Annotated in this window: 17 protein-coding genes, 1 rRNA gene and 1 pseudogene; 11 read left to right on the top strand and 8 right to left on the bottom strand. The window is 68.7% G+C overall.

The window, feature by feature from the left end:
- Window positions 1–2: 2 nt before the first annotated feature.
- Window positions 3–119: ribosomal RNA gene (gene rrf / locus ACFU8Q_RS16390) — 5S ribosomal RNA — on the top strand.
- A 114-nt stretch (window positions 120–233) separates the two neighbouring features.
- Here the strand turns inward: rrf and ACFU8Q_RS16395 are convergent.
- The 5 genes from ACFU8Q_RS16395 to ACFU8Q_RS16415 are packed head-to-tail and all read right to left on the bottom strand — an operon-like array spanning window position 234 to window position 5,696.
- Window positions 234–1,544: a DUF58 domain-containing protein gene (locus tag ACFU8Q_RS16395; RefSeq protein WP_384453700.1), complete on the bottom strand. Its 1,311-nt coding sequence runs from the start codon at window positions 1,542–1,544 to the stop codon at window positions 234–236.
- Between the two features lie 10 nt (window positions 1,545–1,554).
- The gene (locus ACFU8Q_RS16400; protein WP_384453655.1) at window positions 1,555–2,556 is read right to left on the bottom strand and encodes an AAA family ATPase; all 1,002 of its coding nucleotides are present in this window, start codon (window positions 2,554–2,556) and stop codon (window positions 1,555–1,557) included.
- Entirely contained in the window at window positions 2,553–3,776 is a 1,224-nt protein-coding gene (locus tag ACFU8Q_RS16405; RefSeq protein ID WP_384453658.1) for a DUF4350 domain-containing protein, read from the bottom strand. The genes ACFU8Q_RS16400 and ACFU8Q_RS16405 overlap by 4 nt, the downstream gene beginning before the upstream one ends.
- Window positions 3,773–4,462: a DUF4129 domain-containing protein gene (locus ACFU8Q_RS16410; RefSeq protein ID WP_384453661.1), complete on the bottom strand. Its 690-nt coding sequence runs from the start codon at window positions 4,460–4,462 to the stop codon at window positions 3,773–3,775. Before ACFU8Q_RS16410 ends, ACFU8Q_RS16405 begins: the two co-directional genes overlap by 4 nt.
- Before the next feature lie 4 nt (window positions 4,463–4,466).
- A complete protein-coding gene (locus ACFU8Q_RS16415; protein ID WP_384453663.1) occupies window positions 4,467–5,696 on the bottom strand; it encodes a hypothetical protein in 1,230 nt (409 codons plus the stop codon).
- Window positions 5,697–5,836: 140 nt separating this feature from the next.
- Between ACFU8Q_RS16415 and mtnA the strand changes: the two genes are divergently transcribed.
- The 7 genes from mtnA (at window position 5,837) to ACFU8Q_RS16450 (ending at window position 14,309) form a co-directional block, all read left to right on the top strand.
- A complete protein-coding gene (mtnA, locus tag ACFU8Q_RS16420; RefSeq protein WP_384453666.1) occupies window positions 5,837–6,982 on the top strand; it encodes an S-methyl-5-thioribose-1-phosphate isomerase in 1,146 nt (381 codons plus the stop codon).
- A 4-nt stretch (window positions 6,983–6,986) separates the two neighbouring features.
- Window positions 6,987–7,676: a two-component system response regulator MtrA gene (mtrA, locus tag ACFU8Q_RS16425; RefSeq protein WP_187438793.1), complete on the top strand. Its 690-nt coding sequence runs from the start codon at window positions 6,987–6,989 to the stop codon at window positions 7,674–7,676.
- Window position 7,677: 1 nt separating this feature from the next.
- Window positions 7,678–9,702, top strand: a complete 2,025-nt coding sequence (gene mtrB / locus ACFU8Q_RS16430; protein WP_384453669.1) for an MtrAB system histidine kinase MtrB — start codon at window positions 7,678–7,680, stop codon at window positions 9,700–9,702.
- Entirely contained in the window at window positions 9,692–11,557 is a 1,866-nt protein-coding gene (locus ACFU8Q_RS16435) for an LpqB family beta-propeller domain-containing protein (RefSeq protein WP_384453672.1), read from the top strand. The genes mtrB and ACFU8Q_RS16435 overlap by 11 nt, the downstream gene beginning before the upstream one ends.
- An 84-nt stretch (window positions 11,558–11,641) precedes the next feature.
- Complete coding sequence (locus tag ACFU8Q_RS16440; RefSeq protein WP_384453675.1) at window positions 11,642–12,370, top strand: ComF family protein; 729 nt, start codon at window positions 11,642–11,644, stop codon at window positions 12,368–12,370.
- 321 nt (window positions 12,371–12,691) lie between these two features.
- Window positions 12,692–13,381, top strand: coding sequence for a ribosome hibernation-promoting factor, HPF/YfiA family (hpf, locus tag ACFU8Q_RS16445; protein ID WP_266746530.1), 690 nt, complete (start codon window positions 12,692–12,694; stop codon window positions 13,379–13,381).
- Between the two features lie 184 nt (window positions 13,382–13,565).
- The gene (locus ACFU8Q_RS16450) at window positions 13,566–14,309 is read left to right on the top strand and encodes a response regulator (RefSeq protein WP_384453678.1); all 744 of its coding nucleotides are present in this window, start codon (window positions 13,566–13,568) and stop codon (window positions 14,307–14,309) included.
- A 75-nt stretch (window positions 14,310–14,384) separates the two neighbouring features.
- Here ACFU8Q_RS16450 and ACFU8Q_RS16455 read toward each other — a convergent pair whose 3' ends face one another.
- Together ACFU8Q_RS16455 and ACFU8Q_RS16460 are read right to left on the bottom strand one after the other, a co-directional pair.
- Window positions 14,385–15,563 carry a winged helix-turn-helix domain-containing protein gene (locus ACFU8Q_RS16455; protein ID WP_384453681.1) on the bottom strand — a complete coding sequence of 393 codons (1,179 nt, stop codon included), beginning with the start codon at window positions 15,561–15,563 and terminating at the stop codon, window positions 14,385–14,387.
- Between the two features lie 88 nt (window positions 15,564–15,651).
- Complete coding sequence (locus ACFU8Q_RS16460) at window positions 15,652–16,245, bottom strand: GNAT family N-acetyltransferase (RefSeq protein ID WP_384453684.1); 594 nt, start codon at window positions 16,243–16,245, stop codon at window positions 15,652–15,654.
- A gap of 239 nt (window positions 16,246–16,484) precedes the next feature.
- Here ACFU8Q_RS16460 and secA point away from each other — a divergent pair, with 239 nt between their 5' ends.
- Window positions 16,485–19,304 (top strand): preprotein translocase subunit SecA, encoded by a 2,820-nt coding sequence (secA, locus tag ACFU8Q_RS16465; RefSeq protein ID WP_384453687.1) that lies wholly within the window; start codon window positions 16,485–16,487, stop codon window positions 19,302–19,304.
- An 857-nt stretch (window positions 19,305–20,161) separates the two neighbouring features.
- Here secA and ACFU8Q_RS16470 read toward each other — a convergent pair.
- A pseudogene (locus tag ACFU8Q_RS16470) lies at window positions 20,162–20,588 on the bottom strand (Rv3235 family protein).
- 290 nt (window positions 20,589–20,878) lie between these two features.
- Here ACFU8Q_RS16470 and ACFU8Q_RS16475 point away from each other — a divergent pair.
- Both ACFU8Q_RS16475 and ACFU8Q_RS16480 read left to right on the top strand, forming a co-directional pair.
- A complete protein-coding gene (locus ACFU8Q_RS16475) occupies window positions 20,879–21,385 on the top strand; it encodes a DUF6912 family protein (protein WP_384453690.1) in 507 nt (168 codons plus the stop codon).
- A 60-nt stretch (window positions 21,386–21,445) separates the two neighbouring features.
- Window positions 21,446–22,117 (top strand): HAD family hydrolase, encoded by a 672-nt coding sequence (locus ACFU8Q_RS16480; RefSeq protein ID WP_384453693.1) that lies wholly within the window; start codon window positions 21,446–21,448, stop codon window positions 22,115–22,117.
- Window positions 22,118–22,131: the final 14 nt, after the last annotated feature.

The following is a 22,131-nucleotide window of genomic DNA, read 5'->3' on the forward strand; positions in this document are numbered from 1 at the left end:
GTTTCGGTGGTCATTGCGTTAGGGAAACGCCCGGTTACATTCCGAACCCGGAAGCTAAGCCTTTCAGCGCCGATGGTACTGCAGGGGGGACCCTGTGGGAGAGTAGGACGCCGCCGAACTCCTTTTACGGGAAAGCCCCGTGCCCTTGTGGCACGGGGCTTTTCTGCGTTCGGAACCCGTTGGGAAAGTGCCCCTTCCCCAACGGGTTTTTTGACGGGCGGGACTGGATGGGGTCAGAGGCGACCCGTGCTCTTGAGAGCCAGATAGGCGTCGGCTAGAGCCGGGGCGAGGTTGTCCGGGGTGGCATCGACGACGACGGCGCCGCGATGCTGGAGCTGCTCTGCAGTGCGGAGTCGCCTCGCTCGGGCCTGTGCGCCGGCTGCCGACTCGTAGACCGCGTCCACGGTGCCCCTGGCTCCCACCATCTGTTCGATGTGCGGATCGGCCGCCGACGCTACCAGCACCGTGTGGCGCTGAGTCAGCCGGTGGAGAACGGGCAGTAGGCCCTCTTCTACGGGGGCCGCGTCCAGACCGGTGAGCAGCACAATCAGGGAGCGACGAGGTGCAGAGGCCAGCACAGCAGCGCTGAGACCTCGGGCATCCGTTTCCACGAGCGCTGGTTCGACCGACGCCAGCGCATTCACCATGGCCGACAGGACGTCTCCCGTGGACCTGCCCTGGACCTGGGCGCGGATTCGGCGGTCGTAGGCGAGCAGATCCACGCGGTCGCCGGCACGAGTGGCCAGCGCAGTAAGGAGCAGGGCCGCGTCCAGAGCGGCATCGAGACGGGGCACGTCACCGACACGCCCCGCCGAAGTACGGCCGGTGTCCAGGACGATGAGGATGTGGCGGTCCCGCTCAGGTCGCCATGTTCGCACCGCGACGGAGGACTGACGTGCTGTGGCCCGCCAGTCGATGGAACGCGTGTCATCGCCCGGAACGTACTCACGCAGGCTGTCGAACTCCGTGCCTTTCCCGCGAGTGAGGACGCTGCTGCGGCCGTCGAGCTCCCGGAGTCTGGCGAGCCGGGACGGCAGATGCTTGCGGCTGGTGAACGGCGGCAGGACACGTACCGTCCACGGGACTTGGTGATTCCCTTGGCGGGCCGCGAGCCCCAGAGGCCCAAACGAGCGGACGGTGACACGTTCGGCTCGGCGGTCTCCGCGCCGCGTGGGTCGCAGCATGGTGGTGAGCCGACGACGTTCCCCCGCCGGGATCGTCAGTGTGTGACGGGCTGAGGCTTGCTCTGTGCCGGTGGGCCAGCTGCTGGGCGGCCAGGCGTCACGGAGGTGTGCCCGTAGGCGCCGACGGGAAGGATTGGTTACGGTGAGTTGCACTTCCGCGGACTCCCCAAGGCGAACGGTTGTGTCACCGGATCGGGTGAACTGCAGCGTTCGCACTGGCGCGGCCAGGGCGTAGTCGCACAGAATTGCTAGAGAGAGCGGTGCGTTGACCGCGAGCATGCCTGTCCAGCTTGGGGCAAGGATGCCTACAGGGAGTGACCCCAGGGCGGCCAGCAAGGCGGTACGTCCGGTAAGGGCCACAGTCACTGCCTCATCGGGGTACGGGGACGTGGGCGAGGATCGCCGTGATGACGGAGTCGGGAGTGACTCCCTCCATCTCGGCCTCGGGCCGTAGTTGGATGCGATGGCGAAGTGTGGGGAGAGCCAGGGCTTTCACGTCATCCGGAATGACGTAGTCCCGGCCGGTGAGCCAGGCCCAGGCACGGGCGGTCGACAGCAGGGCGGTAGCGCCTCGGGGAGAAACTCCGAGGGAGAGCGAGGGGGACTCACGCGTGGCACGACAGATATCGACGACATAGCCGGCGATTTCAGGGGAGACCTTGGTCCGTGAAACTGCGTTGCGGGCTGCTTCCAGATCGGCCGGGCCGGCTACGGGGCGTATGCCCGCTGACCTGAGGTCGCGCGGATTGAAGCCGTCGGAATGACGGGTGAGGACGTTGATCTCCTCGTCGCGGGACGGCAGGGGCACGGTCAATTTGAGGAGAAAGCGGTCCAGCTGGGCCTCGGGCAGCGGGTAGGTGCCCTCGTATTCGACGGGATTCTGCGTCGCGGCCACGAGGAAGGGGTCAGGCAGGAGCCGAGGGGTTCCGTCGACGGTGACCTGGCGCTCTTCCATCGCTTCCAGGAGGGAGGACTGCGTCTTGGGAGGGGTGCGGTTGATCTCGTCGGCGAGCAGCAGGTTGGTGAATACGGGGCCTGGTTGGAACGAGAACTCGGCTGTGCGGGCGTCATAGACCAGCGAACCGGTTACATCGCTCGGCATCAGGTCGGGGGTGAACTGAACACGCTTGGTGTCGAGTTCGAGCGAGGCGGCGAGAGCCCGGACCAGGAGGGTCTTGGCCACGCCGGGGACGCCTTCGAGGAGGACGTGACCTCGGCAGAGCAGGGCGACGACGAGTCCAGTGACTGCCGGGTCCTGGCCGACCACGGCCTTGGCGATCTCGGAGCGCAGCGCTTCCAGGGATGCGCGGGCTGTGTCGCCATTCCCGAGGGTCTCGGTGGTCCCGGCGGACACTGGGGGCGGGGCGCTCATGACGTGCGTACCTCTCTTTCGAGGGTGTCGAGTTGATCTGCCAGATGTACAAGAGCGGCGTCGTCGGACGGGGCGGGCCCGAAGAGCAGGTCTTGGAGATCGGTGCTGGTGGTGTTGATGCGAGCGGAAACGGCAGGGACGAGTGTCCTGGGGGAGTGGGCATCGCGTGGGGGGACGCCGATGAGCGGGGCGATACGGGTGCGGGTGGCGGAACGCAATGCGTCGGCGGCCCGGTCGCGGGCGTTTGCCCTGCGGTAGAGGCGGGCTCGCCCTTCGGTGGATTCGGATGCACGGATGGCCACGGGCAGCCGTTCGGTCACCAGGGGGCCCAGACGACGGGCGCGCCAGATGGCGGCGAGTACGGCGGCAAGTGTGAGTTGCAGGGTGCCCCACAGCCAGCCTTGGGGAATCAGGTCGGCGAAGCTGCGGTCGTTGTGGGCGCCGGCGCCGCCGGCGCCGCCGTCTCCACCGTTCCCGGCGGCAGCGGAAGTGTCAGCGAGTGAGGGGAGGTACCAGACCAGATGTGGGCGGGAGCCGAGGAGTTGGAGGGCCAAGGAGGCATTGCCCTGGTTGCCGAGCCGGTCGTTGTAAAGGAGGTCGGGGGAACCGAGGAGAACGGTGTCAGTCGTCCCCCGTTCGACCAGAAGCAAGGTGGGGAGGCCACCGCTCGGGAAGCAGGCGACGAAGCCCGGGCCGTTCGAGGAGTAACGGAAGCCTCCCGTCTCGGCTGTACCGGCGTTGCGGGCGGCGGACAGGGAGCACTGGGGGGCGCGGGCGGCCACCGGTCCGGTGGACTCTGCCCGGACACCGGGGGCCAGGGTGCCCACGGAATCAGGGCCTGCTGCGAGAAGGACGGTGCGGCCGGCCGAGTCGGCTGTCGCCGCGTGGAGTTCGTTCTGCTGGTGCGGTGTCAGCAGATCGGGGGAAGTGACGAGCAGCCTGGTCTCGGGGCCGACCTGGGCCGTGGCCTCGTCGAGCGTGGTGACCACATGCACGGAGACGCCACGCTCCTTGAGGAGTTCGGCGACGGCTCGGCTGCCGTAGCGGTCGGCCGAGCGGGGGTCGAGGCGGCCGTGCTGGTCACCGGAGCGCACGGTTGCCAGTGCGATTCCGGCTGCGGCGAGTACCAGGAGGGCAAACAGCAGACCTCGGGTTCGGGTCCAGATATGGCGTGGAGTGAGGGATGCCGAGGTGGTGGAGGCGGCGGTGACCTCGGTCATTCGGCTGCTCCCTGGGCCGCGGTTGTCAGGAAAGGTTTGGCGACCTGGAGATCGAGGTCCAGAGCTCGTACGGCGAGGTACGCCTGCTGGTCCGCAGTGCGGCCGCCGTACGTGACATCGTCGAACTCTCTGGCGGCGGCGTGGAGTCGCTCGGCGTGTGCGGGCAGTGGTCGGCCCGCTTCGGCGGCGGCCTCATCTGCGGTGCGCCCAGGGCGGGGTGCGAGCAGGGCGCGCTCTTCCAGGGAGCGGACGATGGCGCGCATGCGCTCCTGGACCGCCTCGTTCCAGTGGTGGGCGGCCGCATGGGCCTCGGCGGCCGCCCGGTGTTCGGCCGCGCTGCGGGGGCTGTTATCGAAGAGGGCGTCAGCGGAGCGCACGGTGTGGTGCGGGGTGCCCAGCCGCCACCAGAGCGCGGCGACCAGACTGATGACGACAAGTACAAGCACAACAAGACCGACTGGTCCGCCCGGTGCGGCACCGGAGGCCGTGCTCAGGAGATCGCCGATCCAGTCCCAGAGCCGGTCGAGACCGCGCTGGAGGAGGTTGGGATCGTTCTCGTGGTACATCGGCTTGGACAGCTCGTGCTTCGCGGCCTCCCGGGCCGGGGCACGTGGAGTGTCCACGGGTATGTCGCCGCTCGCCCGGATCAGTAGCTTCGCTGCTGTTGCGCCCCCCGCCACCGACACGGCATCAGCTCCTGGTGTCGTAGCCGGGCAGGCCCGCTGCCCGGGCGAGATCGAGGTCGAGTGCTTCCCGGCGGATGCGCTGATCGATGTAGAGCAGGGCCATCACACCGGCGGAGAGAGGGTAGGTGATCGTGGCGGTGATCACTTCGCCGATGCCGGAGACGATCAGGAACGGCCAGCCGAAGTCCATGGAGCCGTCAGTGAGAAGGGAGCTGATACCGCCACCGTCCACAGACATCGCGATGATGCTGAACGGAATCGCGATGACCACGGACACGATGAGCGTCAGCAACCAGGTGAGAGCCAGGACTCCGAAGGTTCGCCACCATGCGCCCCTGACCAGCTTCGCGGAGCGTCGCATGGAGGCGGTGATCGATTGCCGCTCCAGCATCAGTGCCGGCGAGGCGAGACAGAAGCGGACCATCAGCCAGATGACGACGACGGAGGTGGCCAGGAAGCCGACGGCGACGAGTGCGGCGCCTGCGGCGGAGCCGATCAGTATGCCCGGCAGCAGGCCGACCGTCAGGATGGCGGAGCTGATCAGGACCAGCAGCAGTGTCAGACCCAGCATCTGGGCAAGCCGAGGCCGGGCCTCGGCCCATGCGTCCGAGAGCGTCACGGGGCTGCCGAGCACCGAGCGGCTGATCACCACGGTCAGTACGGATGTCGTGATCAGTGTGGCGATCATGGTGATGAGCAGGGACGGCACGCTGTTGATCAGTGCCGACCGGGCCGAGTCGGCACTTTGCCTGAGCGCCTCCGAGCCGGTGGCGCCCGGATTGATCGCCGCGGGTTCCGGCAGCAGATAGCGCTGCACGAGGATGATCGCGATCTGGGCGATCACGGAGACGGTCAGCGTGATGCCGAGGACCGTGCGCCAGTGGGCGCGCATCGTGGAGACGGCGCCGTCGAGGATCTCGCCGACGCCGAGTGGCCGGAGCGGGATGACACCGGGCTTGGCCGCAGCGGGCGGCCGGCCCCAGCCGGCGCCGTGCGGCCCGCCGCTCCAGCCGGGGCCCTGAGATCCTCCGCCCCAGCCCGGGGCGGGCGGAGGCCCGCCGGGACCTGCTCCCGAAGTGCTCGGTGGGGACCACTGCCCTGCGGGCGGCTGCGTGGGCGACCAGTTCCCTGCCGGGCCGCTGCCGTCGACGGGCTCGGAGGGCCGGGGGACGCCCGCCTTCTGGCCCTCGGAGGGGGCAGATCCGGGCGAGGCCCAGCCCGGAGTGTCGTTCATTCTCGCTCCTTCATGGTCCTGTCCGCTCACCGGGGCGGCAGGTTGGCAGCCATCGTGCCACGCGTTGCTCCGGTGCGGGCCTGGCGCTCCATCTCCTTCGTGCCTTCATTTGTGAGCGGCATACCGGGCAGACTGTGCGGATGGCTGATCAGGACGCGCAATCGCCGGTGGGCATCGAGCCCTCCGCGCTTCCCGTACTTCGCTGGGACGAGCTTCCGGAAGGTCCCGCGCTGGTACTCCTCGACCAGACGCGGCTGCCTGCCGAGGAGGCCGAACTCGTGTGCACCGATGCGCCTGCGCTGGTGCGGGCGATCCGGATGCTGGCAGTGCGCGGGGCACCGCTGCTGGGTATCGCAGGAGCTTACGGAGTGGCTCTCGCAGCCGCGCGGGGAGACGAAGTGGCCGAGGCCGCGGAACTGCTGGAGCGGGCGCGGCCCACCGCGGTGAATCTCGGGTACGGGGTGCGGCGGGCTGTCGGAGCGTACGAGGCGGCCATCGGGAAGGGGGCCGATCCGGGGCGGGCCGCCGAGGCAGCGCTGTCCGAGGCCAGGGCGTTGCACCGGGAGGACGCCGAGGCCAGTGGGCGTATGGCGCGCTTCGGGCTCGCCCTTCTGGATGAACTGCTGTCCGGCGGCGGGCATCAACTGCTGACGCACTGCAATACGGGGGCGCTCGTCTCGGGTGGTGAGGGCACTGCCTTCGCTGTGGCGCTCGGGGCACACCGGGAGGGGAGGCTGCGCCGGCTGTGGGTGGACGAGACGCGTCCACTGCTGCAGGGAGCCCGGCTGACTGCGTATGAGGCGGCGCGCATCGGCATGCCATACAGCTTGCTCACGGACAATGCCGCAGGTTCGCTGTTTGCCGCGGGGGAGGTTGATGCCGTACTCATCGGGGCGGACCGCATTGCCGCGGACGGATCGGTGGCGAACAAAGTGGGGAGCTATCCGCTGGCGGTGCTCGCGAAGTACCACCACGTACCGTTCATCGTGGTGGCGCCGACCACGACCGTGGATCTGGACACTCCGGACGGGGCATCGATCACGGTGGAGCAGCGGTCCGGGAGTGAAGTGACGGAGCTCACATCGCCACAGGTGGGGGTGGCAGGCGGGGATGTTGTCGGGGTGCTCGTGGCACCGGTCGGAACCCCCGCGTACAACCCCGCGTTCGACATCACACCGCCGGAGCTGGTTACGGCGATCGTCACGGAGGAGGGCGTAGTTTCCCCGGTCACGGGGGTCGGACTGGCAGAGCTGTGTGCCAGATCATCGCAGGTAACGATTAGCTAATGGGATGATGTCGATTATGAAGGGACGCGTCCTTGTCGTCGACGACGACACTGCACTGGCCGAGATGCTCGGGATTGTGCTGCGTGGTGAAGGGTTCGAGCCGTCGTTCGTAGCGGACGGAGACAAGGCACTTGCCGCATTTCGTGAGGCCAAGCCGGACCTGGTCCTGCTGGATCTGATGCTGCCCGGAAGGGACGGCATCGAGGTCTGCAGGTTGATCAGGGCCGAGTCGGGTGTGCCGATCGTCATGCTCACTGCCAAGAGCGACACGGTTGACGTGGTGGTGGGCCTGGAGTCCGGGGCCGACGACTACATCGTCAAGCCGTTCAAACCTAAGGAGTTGGTTGCCCGGATCAGGGCACGTCTGCGGAGGTCCGAGGAACCGGCGCCGGAGCAGCTGGCCATCGGGGACCTGGTCATCGATGTGGCCGGTCACTCGGTGAAGCGGGAAGGGCAGTCGATCGCCCTCACCCCGCTGGAGTTCGACCTGCTGGTCGCGCTCGCCCGCAAGCCGTGGCAGGTCTTCACTCGTGAGGTACTGCTGGAGCAGGTGTGGGGATACCGTCACGCCGCCGACACCCGGCTGGTGAACGTGCACGTTCAGCGACTGCGTTCCAAGGTCGAGAAGGACCCGGAGCGGCCCGAAATCGTGGTGACCGTTCGCGGGGTCGGTTACAAGGCCGGACCGAGCTGAGATGCCCCCGAGCAGCGCTGCTCCGCAGCCCGGGGAGCCGGGAGCCCGTGCGGAGCGGGCTGCTGCTCCAGGACACAGGGCGTCCCAGGTCGTGCGCCTACTGAAGGGTGGCCGGTTGTTCCGCGACCGGGCGCTCGGCGGCCCTGTGCCGCGGCTGCTGATGCGCTGGGTGCGGCGCCCGCTGCTGCCCGCCGTGCGGCTCTGGCGACGCAATCTCCAACTCCGCGTCGTCGCGGGCACGCTGCTCATGTCGCTCGGTGTGGTGCTGCTCCTCGGACTGGTCGTGATCGGGCAGGTGCGCAACGGCCTGCTCGACGCCAAGAGCAAAGCTGCCCAGACCCAGGCCGCCGGCGGCTTCGCGGCGGCCCAGGAGAAGGCGAACGCCCCACTCACCCCCGGTGGGCAGGGCAGCGACGCGGTGGACGGCAGCACGGCCAACAACTCCTGGCGGACCGAGCTCGTCGACCAGCTCGCCAGCGGCGGCAAGAACGCCTTCAATGTGGTGGCGCTCAGCGCCGACGAGGGCACCCGTGCGCCGCGCGGCTCGGGCAGTGTGGAGGCGGCGAGCATCCCGCAGAGCCTGCGGGACTCCGTGAACAATGGCCCGGGAGCGTTCCAGACGTATTCCCTGATCCAGTATGCGAATGGCCAGGAGTCGCAGCCCGGACTTGTCGTGGGCAAGCGGCTCTACGATATCGACCACAATCCGTACCAGCTCTACTACCTCTTCCCGCTGACGCAGGAGGAGAAGTCATTGACGCTGGTCAAAGGCACGCTGGCGACCGCGGGAATGTTCGTGGTCGTGCTGCTCGGGGCCATTGCCTGGTTCGTGGTGCGACAGGTCGTGACGCCCGTACGGATGGCGGCGGGCATCGTGGAGCGGCTCTCCGCGGGCCGGCTGCAGGAACGGATGAAGGTCACCGGCGAGGACGACATCGCCCGGCTCGGTGAGGCCTTCAACAAGATGGCGCAGAACCTGCAGCTCAAGATCCAGCAGCTGGAGGAGCTGTCCCGGATGCAGCGGCGCTTCGTCTCCGATGTCTCTCACGAGCTGCGGACACCGCTGACGACCGTACGGATGGCTGCCGATGTCATTCATGAGGCCCGCAGCGACTTCGATCCCGTGACGGCACGCTCCGCGGAGCTGCTCGGGGATCAGCTCGACCGGTTCGAGTCGCTGCTCTCCGATCTGCTGGAGATCAGCCGGTTCGACGCGGGCGCCGCGGCGCTGGAGGCGGAGCCGATAGATCTGCGACAGGTCGTCCGACGGGTGATCGGCGGGGCGGAGCCGTTGGCCGAGCGCAAGGGCACCCGGATCCGGGTGGTCGGCGACGAGCAGCCGGTGATCGCGGAGGCCGACGCTCGGCGGATCGAGCGGGTCCTGCGCAATCTGGTGGTCAACGCCGTCGAGCACGGCGAGGGCCGGGACGTGGTGGTGCGGATGGGGGTGGCCGGAGGCGCGGTCGCCGTGGCCGTCCGGGACTACGGTGTAGGGCTCAAGCCCGGCGAGGCGACACGGGTGTTCAACCGCTTCTGGCGGGCTGACCCGGCTCGCGCGCGAACGACCGGCGGCACCGGGCTCGGACTGTCCATCGCCGTGGAGGACGCCCGGCTGCACGGCGGCTGGCTGCAGGCATGGGGCGAGCCCGGTGGCGGTTCGCAGTTCCGGCTGACTCTGCCGCGCACGGCGGACGAACCGCTGCGCGGATCGCCCATACCGCTGGAGCCCGAAGACTCCCGGCGCAACCGGGAGAACCGGGAGCGCGCCGCGGCCGCTCCGGCGACCGGGAGTGGGCACCGGCTGACGGCGGTGCCGAACCAGCCCGGCGGCAACGACCGGGCCGCGCTGCCCGTACCCTCGCGCGCCCCCGTGGCACCCCGTACGGCACCGGCCTCGGTGCATCCGGCGGCCCTGCCGGGGAGCGGAGCACGGGTGGTCGCGCGCCCGGCCGAGGACCGGCCGGGTGGCGAATTCGACTCTGCAGTGAAGGAACCGGAGCGGGGGGAACCGAATCGTGGGCACTGACCGTCGCAGGGACGGCCATGGGCGTGTGCTGGGGCTGTTCGCGCTGCTCGGAAGCGGTGTCGTGCTCCTGTCCGCGTGCGGCTCGATGCCCGTCACCGGGGATGTCAAGGCTGTCGACGCCTCGCAGCCCGGCGATTCCCAGGTGCAGGTGTACGCCGTGGCACCGCGTGACAACGCCACCCCCAACGAGGTGGTCGACGGCTTCCTGGAGTCCATGACCAGTGATGACTCGGCCTTCAGGACAACTCGTAAGTACCTGACGAGGAAGGCAGCCAGTACGTGGAAGCCGAGCGCGTTCACGACGGTGCTCACCAAGGCGCCGAACCGTAACGACCGCCCGTTCCGCGACAGCGACCACGCCACCACGGAGATCATCTACACCCTGACCGGCGAGAAGGTGGCAACGGTCGACGCCGAGAGCGCCTATCAGCCGCTCGCGCCCACGGACTACAACCAGACTCTGCGCCTGGTGAAGGAGAGCGGACCGGAGGGCAAGGAGTGGCGCATCGACACGGTGCCGGACGGGCTTCTTCTCGGGCAGTCGGACTTCAAGCGGCTCTACCGCTCCGTCGACAAGTACTACTTCGCCGCAGGGCGGACGGCTGCGCAGTCGACGCTGGTCGCCGACCCCGTCTATCTCCGTAGCCGGACGGATCCCGTCACCGGGATGGACACCGTGACGCAGGCGGTCCGCAGTCTCCTGGCGGGGCCGACCAGTTGGCTACGGCCGGTGGTCGCCTCCCGCTTCCCCTCGGGTACGGCGCTGAAGGAGGGCGTCACCTCGCTGTCCCCCGACGATCGCAACGTACTGAAGGTGCCGCTCGACAAGAAGGCGGACGGTGTCGGACAGCGATCCTGCCGCATGATGGCGGCACAGGTCCTCTATACGCTGCGAGATCTGACGTCCGCACGGGTCGAGCAGGTCCAGCTCCAGCGCTCCGACGGCTCCCCGCTGTGTGTCATCGGTGCGGACCAGGCGGAGGAGTTCGCCCCTGACGGTTCGTCGAGTGGGCCGGACAGCCAGTACTTCGTCGATGACAAGGGTCATGTGCAGCGAATTCCCGGCAGCACAAAGGGCAGCGGCACCCCGGAGGTGGTGCCCGGTCCGCTCGGCAACGGACCGGAGAAGATGTGGTCGGTCGGTGTGGCCAGGGACGAGCAGTCGGCGGCAGCGGTCTCGCGCGACAGGACGGCCCTCTACGTCTCGTCCATCGTCTCGGACGGCGAGCTTCCGGCAGCCTCCGTGACCAGCAAGGGCCACGCCTCGAACAACCGTCTGTCGGTGCCGAGCTGGGACGGCCGGGGCGACCTCTGGGTGGCCGACCGGGATCCCGGCAACCCCAGACTGCTGCGGCTGGCCGGTGGCGACGGCAAGCCGCAGGACGTCGCTGTGCCGAGTCTGGGCGGCGATCGGATTGAGGCGCTGCGGATGTCCGCGGACGGGGTACGGATCGCGCTCCTGGTGACCAAGGACAGCCACACCACACTGAAGATCGGCCGGATCGAGCGGCGCGGGCCGGAGAGCGAACAGCAGGTCTCGGTGGTGGAGCTGCGGCAGGCCGCACCGCAACTGACGGATGTGACCGCGATGTCGTGGTCGGGCCGGAGCCGTCTCGTGGTGGTCGGCAAGGAGCAGGGTGGTGTGCAGCAGGTGCGCTATGTGCAGGCGGACGGTTCGACTCCGGCGTCGGGCGTTCTGCCCGGCGTGAACCAGGTGTCGTCGATCGCGGCGGCGGACGACGAGCAGCTGCCGCTGATGGCGGCCACGGCGAGTGACGGGATCGTGAAACTGTCGCCGGGTGACAACTGGCAGACGGTGGTCAAACAAGGCTGGTCGCTGGTCTACCCGGGCTGAGCTTCTCCGGCCGTGATCCCACGAAGCCACCCCGGGTTGTCCACAGGGGTGGCCGGGGCCCTTCGTGGAGTGCACAGTGGAGTCATGCGGGGGTGGTGGCGGGAGATCTCCGGGCTGGTCCTGCCGGGGGCCTGCGGTGGCTGTGGCAGGCCGCGTATCGAGTTGTGCGAGGAATGCCGTACGCAGTTGTACGGCGCGGTGCCGCGCAGGGTGAGGCCCGTGCCGGAGCCGGTGGGCCTGCCGGTGGTGCACGCGGCCGCCGCGTACGAGAACGCGGTGCGTGCGGTGCTCCTGGCCCATAAGGAGCGCGGTGCACTGGGGCTGGCCGGGGCGCTCGGGAAGGCGCTGGCGGGGGCAGTAAGGGCCGGGACGGGGCAGGCCGGCTTCGTCGGCCCGCAGTTGCTCGTGCCCGTGCCGTCGGCGCGGCGGGCGGTGGCGGCGCGGGGGCATGATCCGACGCGGCGGATCGCCTTGGCCGCCGCCGGTGAGCTGCGGCGCGGCGGTATCGGGGCCGAGGTGGTAGGGGTGCTTCGGCAGCGGCGCCCGGTGGCCGATCAGGCGGAGCTCGGAGCCCGGCAGCGGCAGGCGAATCTTGCGGGGGCGCTGGAGGTGGTGGTCGGGGGTGAACGGCTGCTTGCGGCCGGACGGGTGGTGCTGGTGGACGACCTTCTGACGACCGGCTCCTCGCTGGCCGAGGCGGCTCGGGCGATCGGGGCTGCGTGCGGGCGTGACGATGTCGTCCACGGCAGTGGCCAGGCAGCCGTTGTCGCAGTATCTCCATCCGCCTTCGAGATAAACCGGAACTGCCGGTGAACCTGCATCGTTGCAGGTAGTGAGCGGGTAAAAAGACCTGAACGGAGGTACGTGCGAGTAGCGGGTGCCGACATCCGGCCAGGCAGGCTATGTTCGGTTGTGAGGAATGGTGAATGCCGGACCTCGATGAATGCACCACCAGGTTTCGGGCAGGTGACTCACCGGTAGCCAGAAGCAGAGAATTCGGTGGGGTGGAAACCCTGCCGATGGGGGAGGAGGAGGTGAAAGCCACCGAGTCCGCGGCTCCGGCTACGACCGGAGCCTGGTGCAAAAGGGAGATGCTCCGCCGCCGAGCGGAGCGATCCGGGAACGGAGTTCTGCGTGGACATCGTCGTCAAGGGCCGCAAGACCGAGGTGCCTGAGCGGTTCCGCAAGCACGTGGCCGAGAAGCTGAAGCTGGACAAGATCCAGAAGTTCGACGGCAAGGTGATCAGCCTCGACGTCGAGGTGTCCAAGGAGCCGAACCCCCGTCAGGCCGACCGTTCCGACCGGGTGGAGATCACGCTCCGCTCGCGTGGGCCGGTCATCCGGGCGGAAGCGGCCGCCGGTGACCCGTACGCAGCGCTGGACCTGGCCACCGGCAAGTTGGAGGCGCGGCTGCGCAAGCAGCACGACAAGCGCTACAGCCGCCGTGGCAACGGCCGGATTCCCGCTGCCGAAGTCGCTGAGACGGTGCCGGGTGCGGCGTCGTTCAACGGCGAGGGTGAACTGGTCGGCAACGAGACGTCCGAGTCCGTGCCCACCACCAGGTTCGGCTCGCTGGAAGTGCGGGGCGAGGGCCCGCTGGTGATGCGCGAGAAGACGCACATCGCCGCACCGATGTCACTCGATCAGGCACTCTACGAGATGGAGTTGGTCGGGCACGACTTCTATCTGTTCGTCGACTCCGAGACGAAGGAACCCAGTGTCGTCTACCGACGGCATGCCTATGACTACGGTGTCATCCACCTGAGGACCGATCCGCTGGCCGCCGATGAGGCGGGCGGCGCGGGCGGTGCGCTCGGCGGCTGATGCCACCCTTCCGTGGTGCCCCTGGAGCGCCTGTGCGCCCCCAGGGGCACCCGTGTGCGGGCACAGGATCACCGCTCCGACGTCGAGGCATGAAATCATGTCGTCCCAAGCCAACCGGTGTTCTTCGAACCGCCGTTGGGGGACAGTTGTGAACTTCAGGCCATGGCCTTCAGGGGGAGGAACGATGGCGGACACCTTCGGGCCCGTGCGCGATGCGAATGATGCCGATGACACCGCCGGTGCGGACGCGGACGGTGGTTCCGGCAAGGAGCCGATCCGGGTCCTCGTGGTGGACGACCACGCGCTCTTCCGCAGAGGTCTGGAAATCGTCCTCGCCCAGGAGGAGGACATCCAGGTCATCGGCGAGGCGGGTGACGGCGCGGAAGCGGTCGACAAGGCTGCCGATCTGCTGCCCGACATCGTGCTGATGGATGTCCGGATGCCCAAGCGCGGCGGCATCGAGGCCTGCACCGCCATCAAGGAGGTGGCCCCCAGCGCGAAGATCATCATGCTGACGATCAGCGACGAGGAGGCCGACCTCTACGACGCGATCAAGGCGGGCGCCACCGGCTATCTCCTCAAGGAGATCTCGACGGACGAGGTGGCCACAGCGATCCGCGCGGTCGCCGACGGGCAGTCCCAGATCAGCCCCTCCATGGCGTCCAAACTGCTCACCGAGTTCAAATCGATGATCCAACGGACCGACGAACGCAGGCTGGTGCCTGCGCCGCGGCTCACCGATCGGGAGCTCGAAGTCCTGAAACTCGTCGCAACGGGCATGAACAATCGCGATATCGCGAAAGAACTGTTCATTTCCGAGAACACCGTGAAGAACCACGTCCGCAACATTCTGGAGAAGTTGCAGCTGCACTCCAGGATGGAAGCCGTGGTCTATGCCATGCGCGAGAAGATCCTGGAGATCAGGTGACCCGTCCGCAGACGGGCCGAACCCACTGAACAGACCGAACAGGGCGACGTCGGGCAGAGAGACGGGAATGCGCGCTCACGTCAGAGCGCGGGCGATTTCCTGGGCGAGCGGCTCACGCAGTTCCGGTGCGTCGACTCGCTCCAGCCGGACATCTGTACACCCGACCCAGGAAGCGGCCCCCACCAGGGCCTCGGCCATCGGCGCCACGGCCTTCCTGCTCTCCAGGGACACCTGCCGGGCGACCAGCGTGCTGCCCTCGCGCGCCGGGTCGACACGCCCCTGCAGCCTTCCGCCCGCCAGCAGTGGCATCGCGAAGTATCCGTGTATGCGCTTGGGCTTGGGGACATAGGCCTCCAAGCGGTGGGCGAAACCGAAGATCCGCTCGGTGCGTGCCCGCTCCCAGACCAGCGAGTCGAACGGTGACAACAGGGTCGTGCGGTGCCGCCCGCGTGGCTCCGAGGTCAGCGCCGCCGGGTCCGCCCAGGCCTGCTTCGACCAGCCCTGCACCGTCACCGGCACCAGGCCGGAGTCCGCCACGACCGCGTCGAACTGCTCACCCTTGAGCCGGTGGTAGTCCGCGATGTCCGCGCGGGTGCCGATGCCCAGGGACTGGCCCGCCAGCGCGACCAGCCGGCGCAGGCACTCCGCGTCGTCCAGATCGTCGTGCAGTACGGCGTCGGGCAGGGCCCGCTCGGCGAGGTCGTACACCCGCTTCCAGCTGCGCCGCTCGGTGCACACCACCTCGCCGTACATCAGGGCCCGCTCGACGGCGACCTTCGACGCCGACCAGTCCCACCATTCCCCACCGTTCTTCGCGCCTCCCAGCTCCGTCGCCGTCAGTGGGCCCTCGGTGCGCAGCTGCTTGATCACCCTCTCGTAGGCGCCGTCCGGTAGGTCGTGGTGCCAGTGGGGGCGCGAGCGGTAGGCGCGGCGGCGGAACGCGAAATGCGGCCACTCCTCGACCGGCAGGATGCAGGCCGCGTGCGACCAGTACTCGAAGGTGCGGCCAGCCGACCAGTACGCCTCCTCGACCGTGCGCCGGCCGACCGCGCCCAGGCGTGCGTACGGAATCAGTTCGTGCGAACGCGCGAGCACCGAGATCGTGTCGAGCTGCACGGCACCGAGATGCCGCAGCACACCCGGAACGCCGGCCCGGCGGTCCGGAGCACCCAGGAAGCCCTGGGCGCGCAGGGCTATCCTGCGCGCCTGATCGGCGGAGAGTTCGGCGGCGGGAGGCGGCGGCACAGACGTCATGACCCGCACCCTAGAGGGCCGCACTGACATCCGGTCGGGAGTCCATGAGCCGGGTGGTCCGGGGAGTTCATCGGCGGGCGGCGGCGAGTCAGGTGGCTGCGGGCAGGCTGTTCGCCGCGGGCAGATAGGAGTCGGTGCCCGGCAGGCCGAGATCGGACGGGAGCAGCGCGCCGATCCAGGCGTCGCGCCGCACCCCCTTGTTGAGCAGGGCCGAGCGCTGCTCGCCCTCCATCCGGAATCCGGCCCGCAGCGCCACGGCACGCGAAGGGATGTTGCCGACCTCGGCCCGCCACTCCAGCCGGTCACCGCCGAGCGCCGTGAAGGTCCAGTGGGCGGCGGAAAGCACCGCCTCCGTCATGTAGCCGTGGCCCCGGTGCTCGGCGGCGGTCCAGAATCCGACCTCGTACGTGCCCGGGAGATTGCGGCGATTGATGCCGACCGCGCCCGCCAGGGCACCACTCTCGCGCAGAACCACCGCGAAGTTGTACATGGAGTCGTCGGCCCACCCACAGGGGGACAGCTTTCCCGCGAAGAATTCCGCGTCGGCGCGGCTGTACGGGGAGGGCACGACCGTCCAGCGCTGGATGTCCGGGTCCTGACAGGCGGCGTGGACCTCGTCCGTGTCGCTGCCGGCGAAGGGACGCAGCAGCAGGCGCCCGGTGGTGAGGGTGATCGGTTCCATGTACGGATTCTGGTGACGCGCAGGGCGTGAAGCGAACACTTTTCGGACTTCCCGGCACCTTCGGCGCTCCCCGGCCGTTGATTGGGAAGGGACTACGGGGCCAACGCGGCGGCGGCCCTCCCGGCGCGGCGGTGTCCTCGCTTACGATGGCCGTTGCGGTGGGGCCCACCTGCCGTGCCCGCGCCAGAGTCCTTAACACGACCCAGTGCCAGGCCCGACCGGCAAGGAGACCAGCCTCAGTGTCCGTCTTCAACAAGCTCATGCGTGCAGGCGAAGGCAAGATCCTGCGCAAACTGCACCGCATCGCGGACCAGGTCAGCTCCATCGAAGAGGACTTCGTCAACCTCTCCGACGCCGAGCTGCGGGCGCTCACCGACGAGTACAAGGAACGGTACGCGGACGGCGAGAGCCTGGACGACCTGCTCCCCGAAGCATTCGCGACCGTCCGTGAGGCCTCCAAGCGGGTCCTCGGACAGCGCCACTACGACGTCCAGATGATGGGCGGCGCAGCCCTGCACCTCGGCTATGTGGCCGAGATGAAGACCGGCGAGGGCAAGACCCTGGTCGGTACCCTGCCGGCGTATCTCAACGCGCTCTCCGGCAAGGGTGTGCACCTGATCACGGTCAATGACTATCTGGCCGAACGCGACTCGGAGCTGATGGGCCGGGTTCACAAGTTCCTCGGCCTGACCGTCGGCTGCATCATCGCCAACATGACGCCGGCCCAGCGCCGGGAGCAGTACGCCTGCGACATCACGTACGGCACGAACAACGAGTTCGGCTTCGACTACCTCCGCGACAACATGGCGTGGTCCGCGGACGAGCTCGTCCAGCGCGGCCACAACTTCGCCGTGGTCGACGAGGTCGACTCGATCCTCGTCGACGAGGCCCGTACGCCGCTGATCATCTCCGGCCCGGCCGACCAGGCCACCAAGTGGTACGGCGACTTCGCCAAGCTGGTCACGCGCCTGACCAAGGGCGAGGCGGGCAACCCGCTCAAGGGCATCGAGGAGACCGGCGACTACGAGGTCGACGAGAAGAAGCGGACCGTCGCCATCCACGAGCCCGGTGTCTCGAAGGTGGAGGACTGGCTCGGCATCGAGAACCTCTACGAGTCGGTGAACACGCCCCTCGTCGGATACCTCAACAACGCCATCAAGGCCAAGGAACTCTTCAAGAAGGACAAGGACTACGTCGTCATCGACGGCGAAGTCATGATCGTCGACGAGCACACCGGCCGTATCCTTGCCGGCCGCCGCTACAACGAGGGCATGCACCAGGCGATCGAGGCGAAGGAAGGGGTGGACATCAAGGACGAGAACCAGACGCTCGCCACGATCACCCTGCAGAACTTCTTCCGTCTCTACGACAAGCTTTCCGGTATGACCGGTACGGCGATGACCGAGGCCGCCGAGTTCCACCAGATCTACAAGCTCGGTGTGGTGCCGATCCCGACCAACCGGCCGATGGTCCGCGCCGACCAGTCGGACCTGATCTACCGCACCGAGGTCGCGAAGTTCGCCGCAGTCGTCGACGACATCGCCGAGAAGCACGAGAAGGGCCAGCCGATCCTGGTCGGCACCACTTCGGTCGAGAAGTCCGAGTACCTCTCGCAGCAGCTCTCCAAGCGCGGTGTGCAGCACGAGGTCCTCAACGCCAAGCAGCACGACCGTGAGGCGACGATCGTCGCCCAGGCGGGCCGCAAGGGCGCGGTCACGGTCGCGACGAACATGGCCGGACGAGGCACCGACATCAAGCTCGGCGGCAACCCCGACGATCTTGCCGAGGCGGAGCTGCGTCAGCGTGGCCTCGACCCCGTCGAGCACGTCGAGGAGTGGGCGGCAGCGCTGCCCGCCGCGCTGGAGAAGGCCGCGCAGGCCGTGAAGGCGGAGTTCGAAGAGGTCAAGGAGCTCGGCGGGCTCTACGTCCTGGGCACCGAGCGGCACGAGTCGCGGCGCATCGACAACCAGCTGCGCGGTCGTTCCGGCCGTCAGGGCGACCCGGGCGAGTCCCGCTTCTATCTGTCGCTCGGCGACGACCTGATGCGTCTGTTCAAGGCGCAGATGGTCGAGCGCGTCATGTCGATGGCCAACGTGCCGGACGATGTGCCGATCGAGAACAAGATGGTGACGCGGGCGATCGCGTCGGCCCAGTCGCAGGTCGAGCAGCAGAACTTCGAGACGCGTAAGAACGTCCTGAAGTACGACGAGGTGCTCAACCGGCAGCGCGAGGTCATCTACGGCGAGCGCCGCCGGGTCCTTGAGGGTGAGGATCTGCAGGACCAGATCCGTCACTTCATGGACGACACGATCGACGACTACATCCGTCAGGAGACCGCCGAGGGCTTCGCCGAGGAGTGGGACCTGGACCGGCTGTGGGGTGCGTTCAAGCAGCTCTACCCGGTGAAGGTCACCGTCGACGAGCTGGAGGAGGCGGCCGGCGACCGCGCGGGGATCACCGCGGAGTTCATCGGTGAGTCCATCAAGGACGACATCCACGAGCAGTACGACGAGCGTGAGAAGCAGCTCGGCTCGGACATCATGCGTGAGCTGGAGCGGCGTGTGGTGCTGTCCGTCCTGGACCGCAAGTGGCGTGAGCACCTCTACGAGATGGACTACCTCCAGGAGGGCATCGGCCTCCGGGCCATGGCGCAGAAGGACCCGCTGGTCGAGTACCAGCGGGAGGGCTTCGACATGTTCAACGCCATGATGGAGGGCATCAAGGAGGAGTCCGTCGGCTACCTGTTCAACCTGGAGGTTCAGGTCGAGCAGCAGGTCGAGGAGGTTCCGGTGCAGGACGAGGCCGAGCGGACCTCGCTCGCCAAGGAGGACCTCGTGCCGGCGGCGCGTCCGGAGATCCGGGCCAAGGGGCTCGATGCTCCGCAGCGTCCGGACCGGCTGCACTTCTCCGCTCCCACGGTGGACGGGGAGGGCGGGATCGTCGAGGGCGACTTCTCCAGCAGTGACGGTGGCGGTGCGTCGGAGTCGGACGGGTTGACCCGGGCGGAGCGGCGCAAGGCACAGAAGAATGGTGGGGGTGGGCGGCGCCGTAAGAAGTAGCGGTGGCGTTGCCGACGTCGGCGTTCTTGCCGTCGGCGTCGGCGTGATTGAGAGTCGGCCGGGGTCGGGCACCTTTTGGGGGTGCTCGGCCCCGGTTGTTTTTGCCGCGGGGCGCGGGGCGCGGGGCGTGGGGCGTGGGGTTGGGCCTGGTCGAGGGCGGGGCGTGGTGCGGGCTTGGTGTGGGTGGGCCGCTGAGCGGGGCTGTCCCCTACCAGCTCCTTCCCGAAACCGGGGCTCCACCCGGACCTCGCTCCTCGAATGCCGGAGGGGCTGGAATCGAGGCGGACGGGGACATTCTGCTGGCAACTGGTGAAGGAGGGACCCGGGGTGGCGGGGCGTTGGCGTCGCGCCACCCCGGAGTGGGCCTCGACCGGGTTGGCCCAGGAGGTGTCGGTCGGGGTGGAGCACAGCTCGACCTCGTGCTTCCTCGTCCAGCGGCGGATCTTGTCGCCGGTTTGGGCTGCCCGGGTCGACTTCAGGGCCGCGAGTGTGTTGGCGGTGCCCTTCCGGCGGTGGTTTGCGTCCCAAGGGCGTCATCGTCCATGGAGTCACGAAGCCCTCGTCGTCATTGCTGAGCGGGCGGGGACGGTCTCCCGCCCGCTGAGGGTCCAGGCAGGCCATGCCGATCACGTTGAACCGGTGGTCGTCGGCCTGCACCAGCTTGGCGATCATCGGCCCGCGGTTCCTGCGCCGGCCGTGCCACCAGCAACGCGGTGATTGCTCCCGGCCCCGCTCCTCCAGTGCCGGTGGGGGGCGAGGAGCAGGGGCCGGAGGGGTTCCGGCAGTGGACCGAGGGCTGTTGCCCCGGTGGTTGTGTCCTTGGGCTTCGGGAGGGCCGTGGAGGGAGCCGTCGGGGTTTATCGGGGCGTCGTCTGCAGGCGTTCGCCGCCCAGTTCTACTGCTGCGCAGCGCCAGCGGAGGTCTGTGCCCTGTTCCAGGCGGAAGGCCATGGCCCGCACCTGTTCGCCCGCCGCGATGCTGGCGCAGGCCTCCACCACTCCCGGGGCCGGCTGGGCGCCGTGGCACATGCGGATCACGGGGCGGGCGCCGCGGGCCCTGAGGGGGGTACGGGGAGCCAGTTCGGCCAGTTGGTCGTAGGCGTCGCCGATGGGTGTGTCCGAGCATCCAGTGCACCGGGCGCTGGCCGCTGAGGACCGCCAGGAGGCGCTCGGCGAACCAGTGGTGTGGGCGGACCCTCCGGGGGGTCCTTGTGCGCTGCGGTGGTACGGCCTCGGGCCTGCGCCCGTCGTGACGTCCGGTGGGCCGGGTCCTGTTCGTGCTCATCACTCATCGCCCCCGCGCTTCAGAGGCCCGGCCGAATACCGGGCAGTAACTTCTGCTGTGGACCTTCTACGGTGGTGGCGGAGGCGGTCGCAAGCGCGGATCGGCGCCGGAGCCGGTCGGGAGGAATCACCTATCCGAGTGATGCGGCGGGTGCTGTGCGGGGCGCGAGGCAGGCGCGTAGAGGGTGAGAGGCAGGCGCTGGGTGGACGGGTCGGCTGTGGTGCACGTAACCCCAAAGGGGGACGTCGCACGTATCCTGAGGGCGATTCCGACTACGAAAGCGGCCAGCCATGCGCGTGTACGTCCCCCTGACGCTCCCCGGTCTCGCAGCGGCGCACCAGGCGGGCGAGATCGGTCCCGGTCCGCTGACCGCCTACGCGGTGACTCCCGGGCTGCGCGAGTGGTACGTCTCCGACGACATCGAGGAGCTGGAGTACGCGGCGCTCAACCGGGCTGCCTCCGCCTCTCTGCGCCTGATCGCCGCAAAGCCCGACGTGGCCCGTCGGCGGGTCGTCGTCGCCGTCGACGTGCCGGACGGTGCGGCCGTGGCCGACCCGGACCGCAGCCTCGACTCGTCGTCGCTCGGCGAGGTGCGGATCTCCTCCCCCGTACCGCTGACCGCGGCCGCCGCCGTGCACGTCGACGCCGACGACGCGGAGAAGGACGTCACGGCCGCCGCGGCCGCGCTGGGCGCCGCGGACCTCGGTGACGACGACGCGCAGTTCACCGTGGACGGCGCCGACGACCACGAACTGCTGTGGTTCGGCATCCAGGAGATTCCGAATCTGATCGGCTGAGGTGGTCCTTCTTGCCGGTGCCGGACGCCGTTGTCGTACCCGGCGGGTACTTTCTTGAGCATGGGGACGCATGGGAAGCACCGCACGCATCTGGTCTGGGACTGGAACGGCACACTGCTCGACGACAACGCCGCGGTCATCGGCGCGACGAACGCCGCATTCGGTGAGGTCGGCCTGGAGCCGATCACGCTGGAGCAGTACCGCGAGATGTACTGCGTCCCCATCCCGCGCTTCTACGAACGGCTGATGGGCCGGCTGCCCACAGAGGCCGAGTGGGAGCGGATGGACGGGATATTCCACCGGTACTACACCGAGCAGCGGGCAGCCTGCGGGCTCACCGAAGGGGCCGAGGAGCTGCTCTCCCAGTGGCAGCTGGACGGCGGCAGCCAGTCCCTGCTGAGCATGTACGGTCACGAGCAGCTGGTCCCCGTGGTGCGGGGGTACGGCATCGAACGGCACTTCCTGCGGATCGACGGGCGCACCGGGCCTTCCGGCGGCAGCAAGGCGCGGCACATGGAGCGCCACATCGCCGCGCTCGACGGGATATCCCCGGAGTACACCGTGATCGTCGGTGATGCCGTGGACGATGCCGTTGCCGCCGCCCACGTCGGCGCGAAGGCCGTGCTCTACACCGGCGGATCGCACAGCAGAGCCAGCCTGGAGGCCGCCGGGGTACCGGTGGTGGACAGCCTGGCCGAGGCCGCGGACCTTGCCGGGCGCATGACTGGATGAGACGGAGAGACGCG

The sequence above is a fragment of the Streptomyces sp. NPDC057543 genome, assembly GCF_042801895.1.
In the GTDB taxonomy this organism is placed as follows: Bacteria; Actinomycetota; Actinomycetes; order Streptomycetales; family Streptomycetaceae; genus Streptomyces.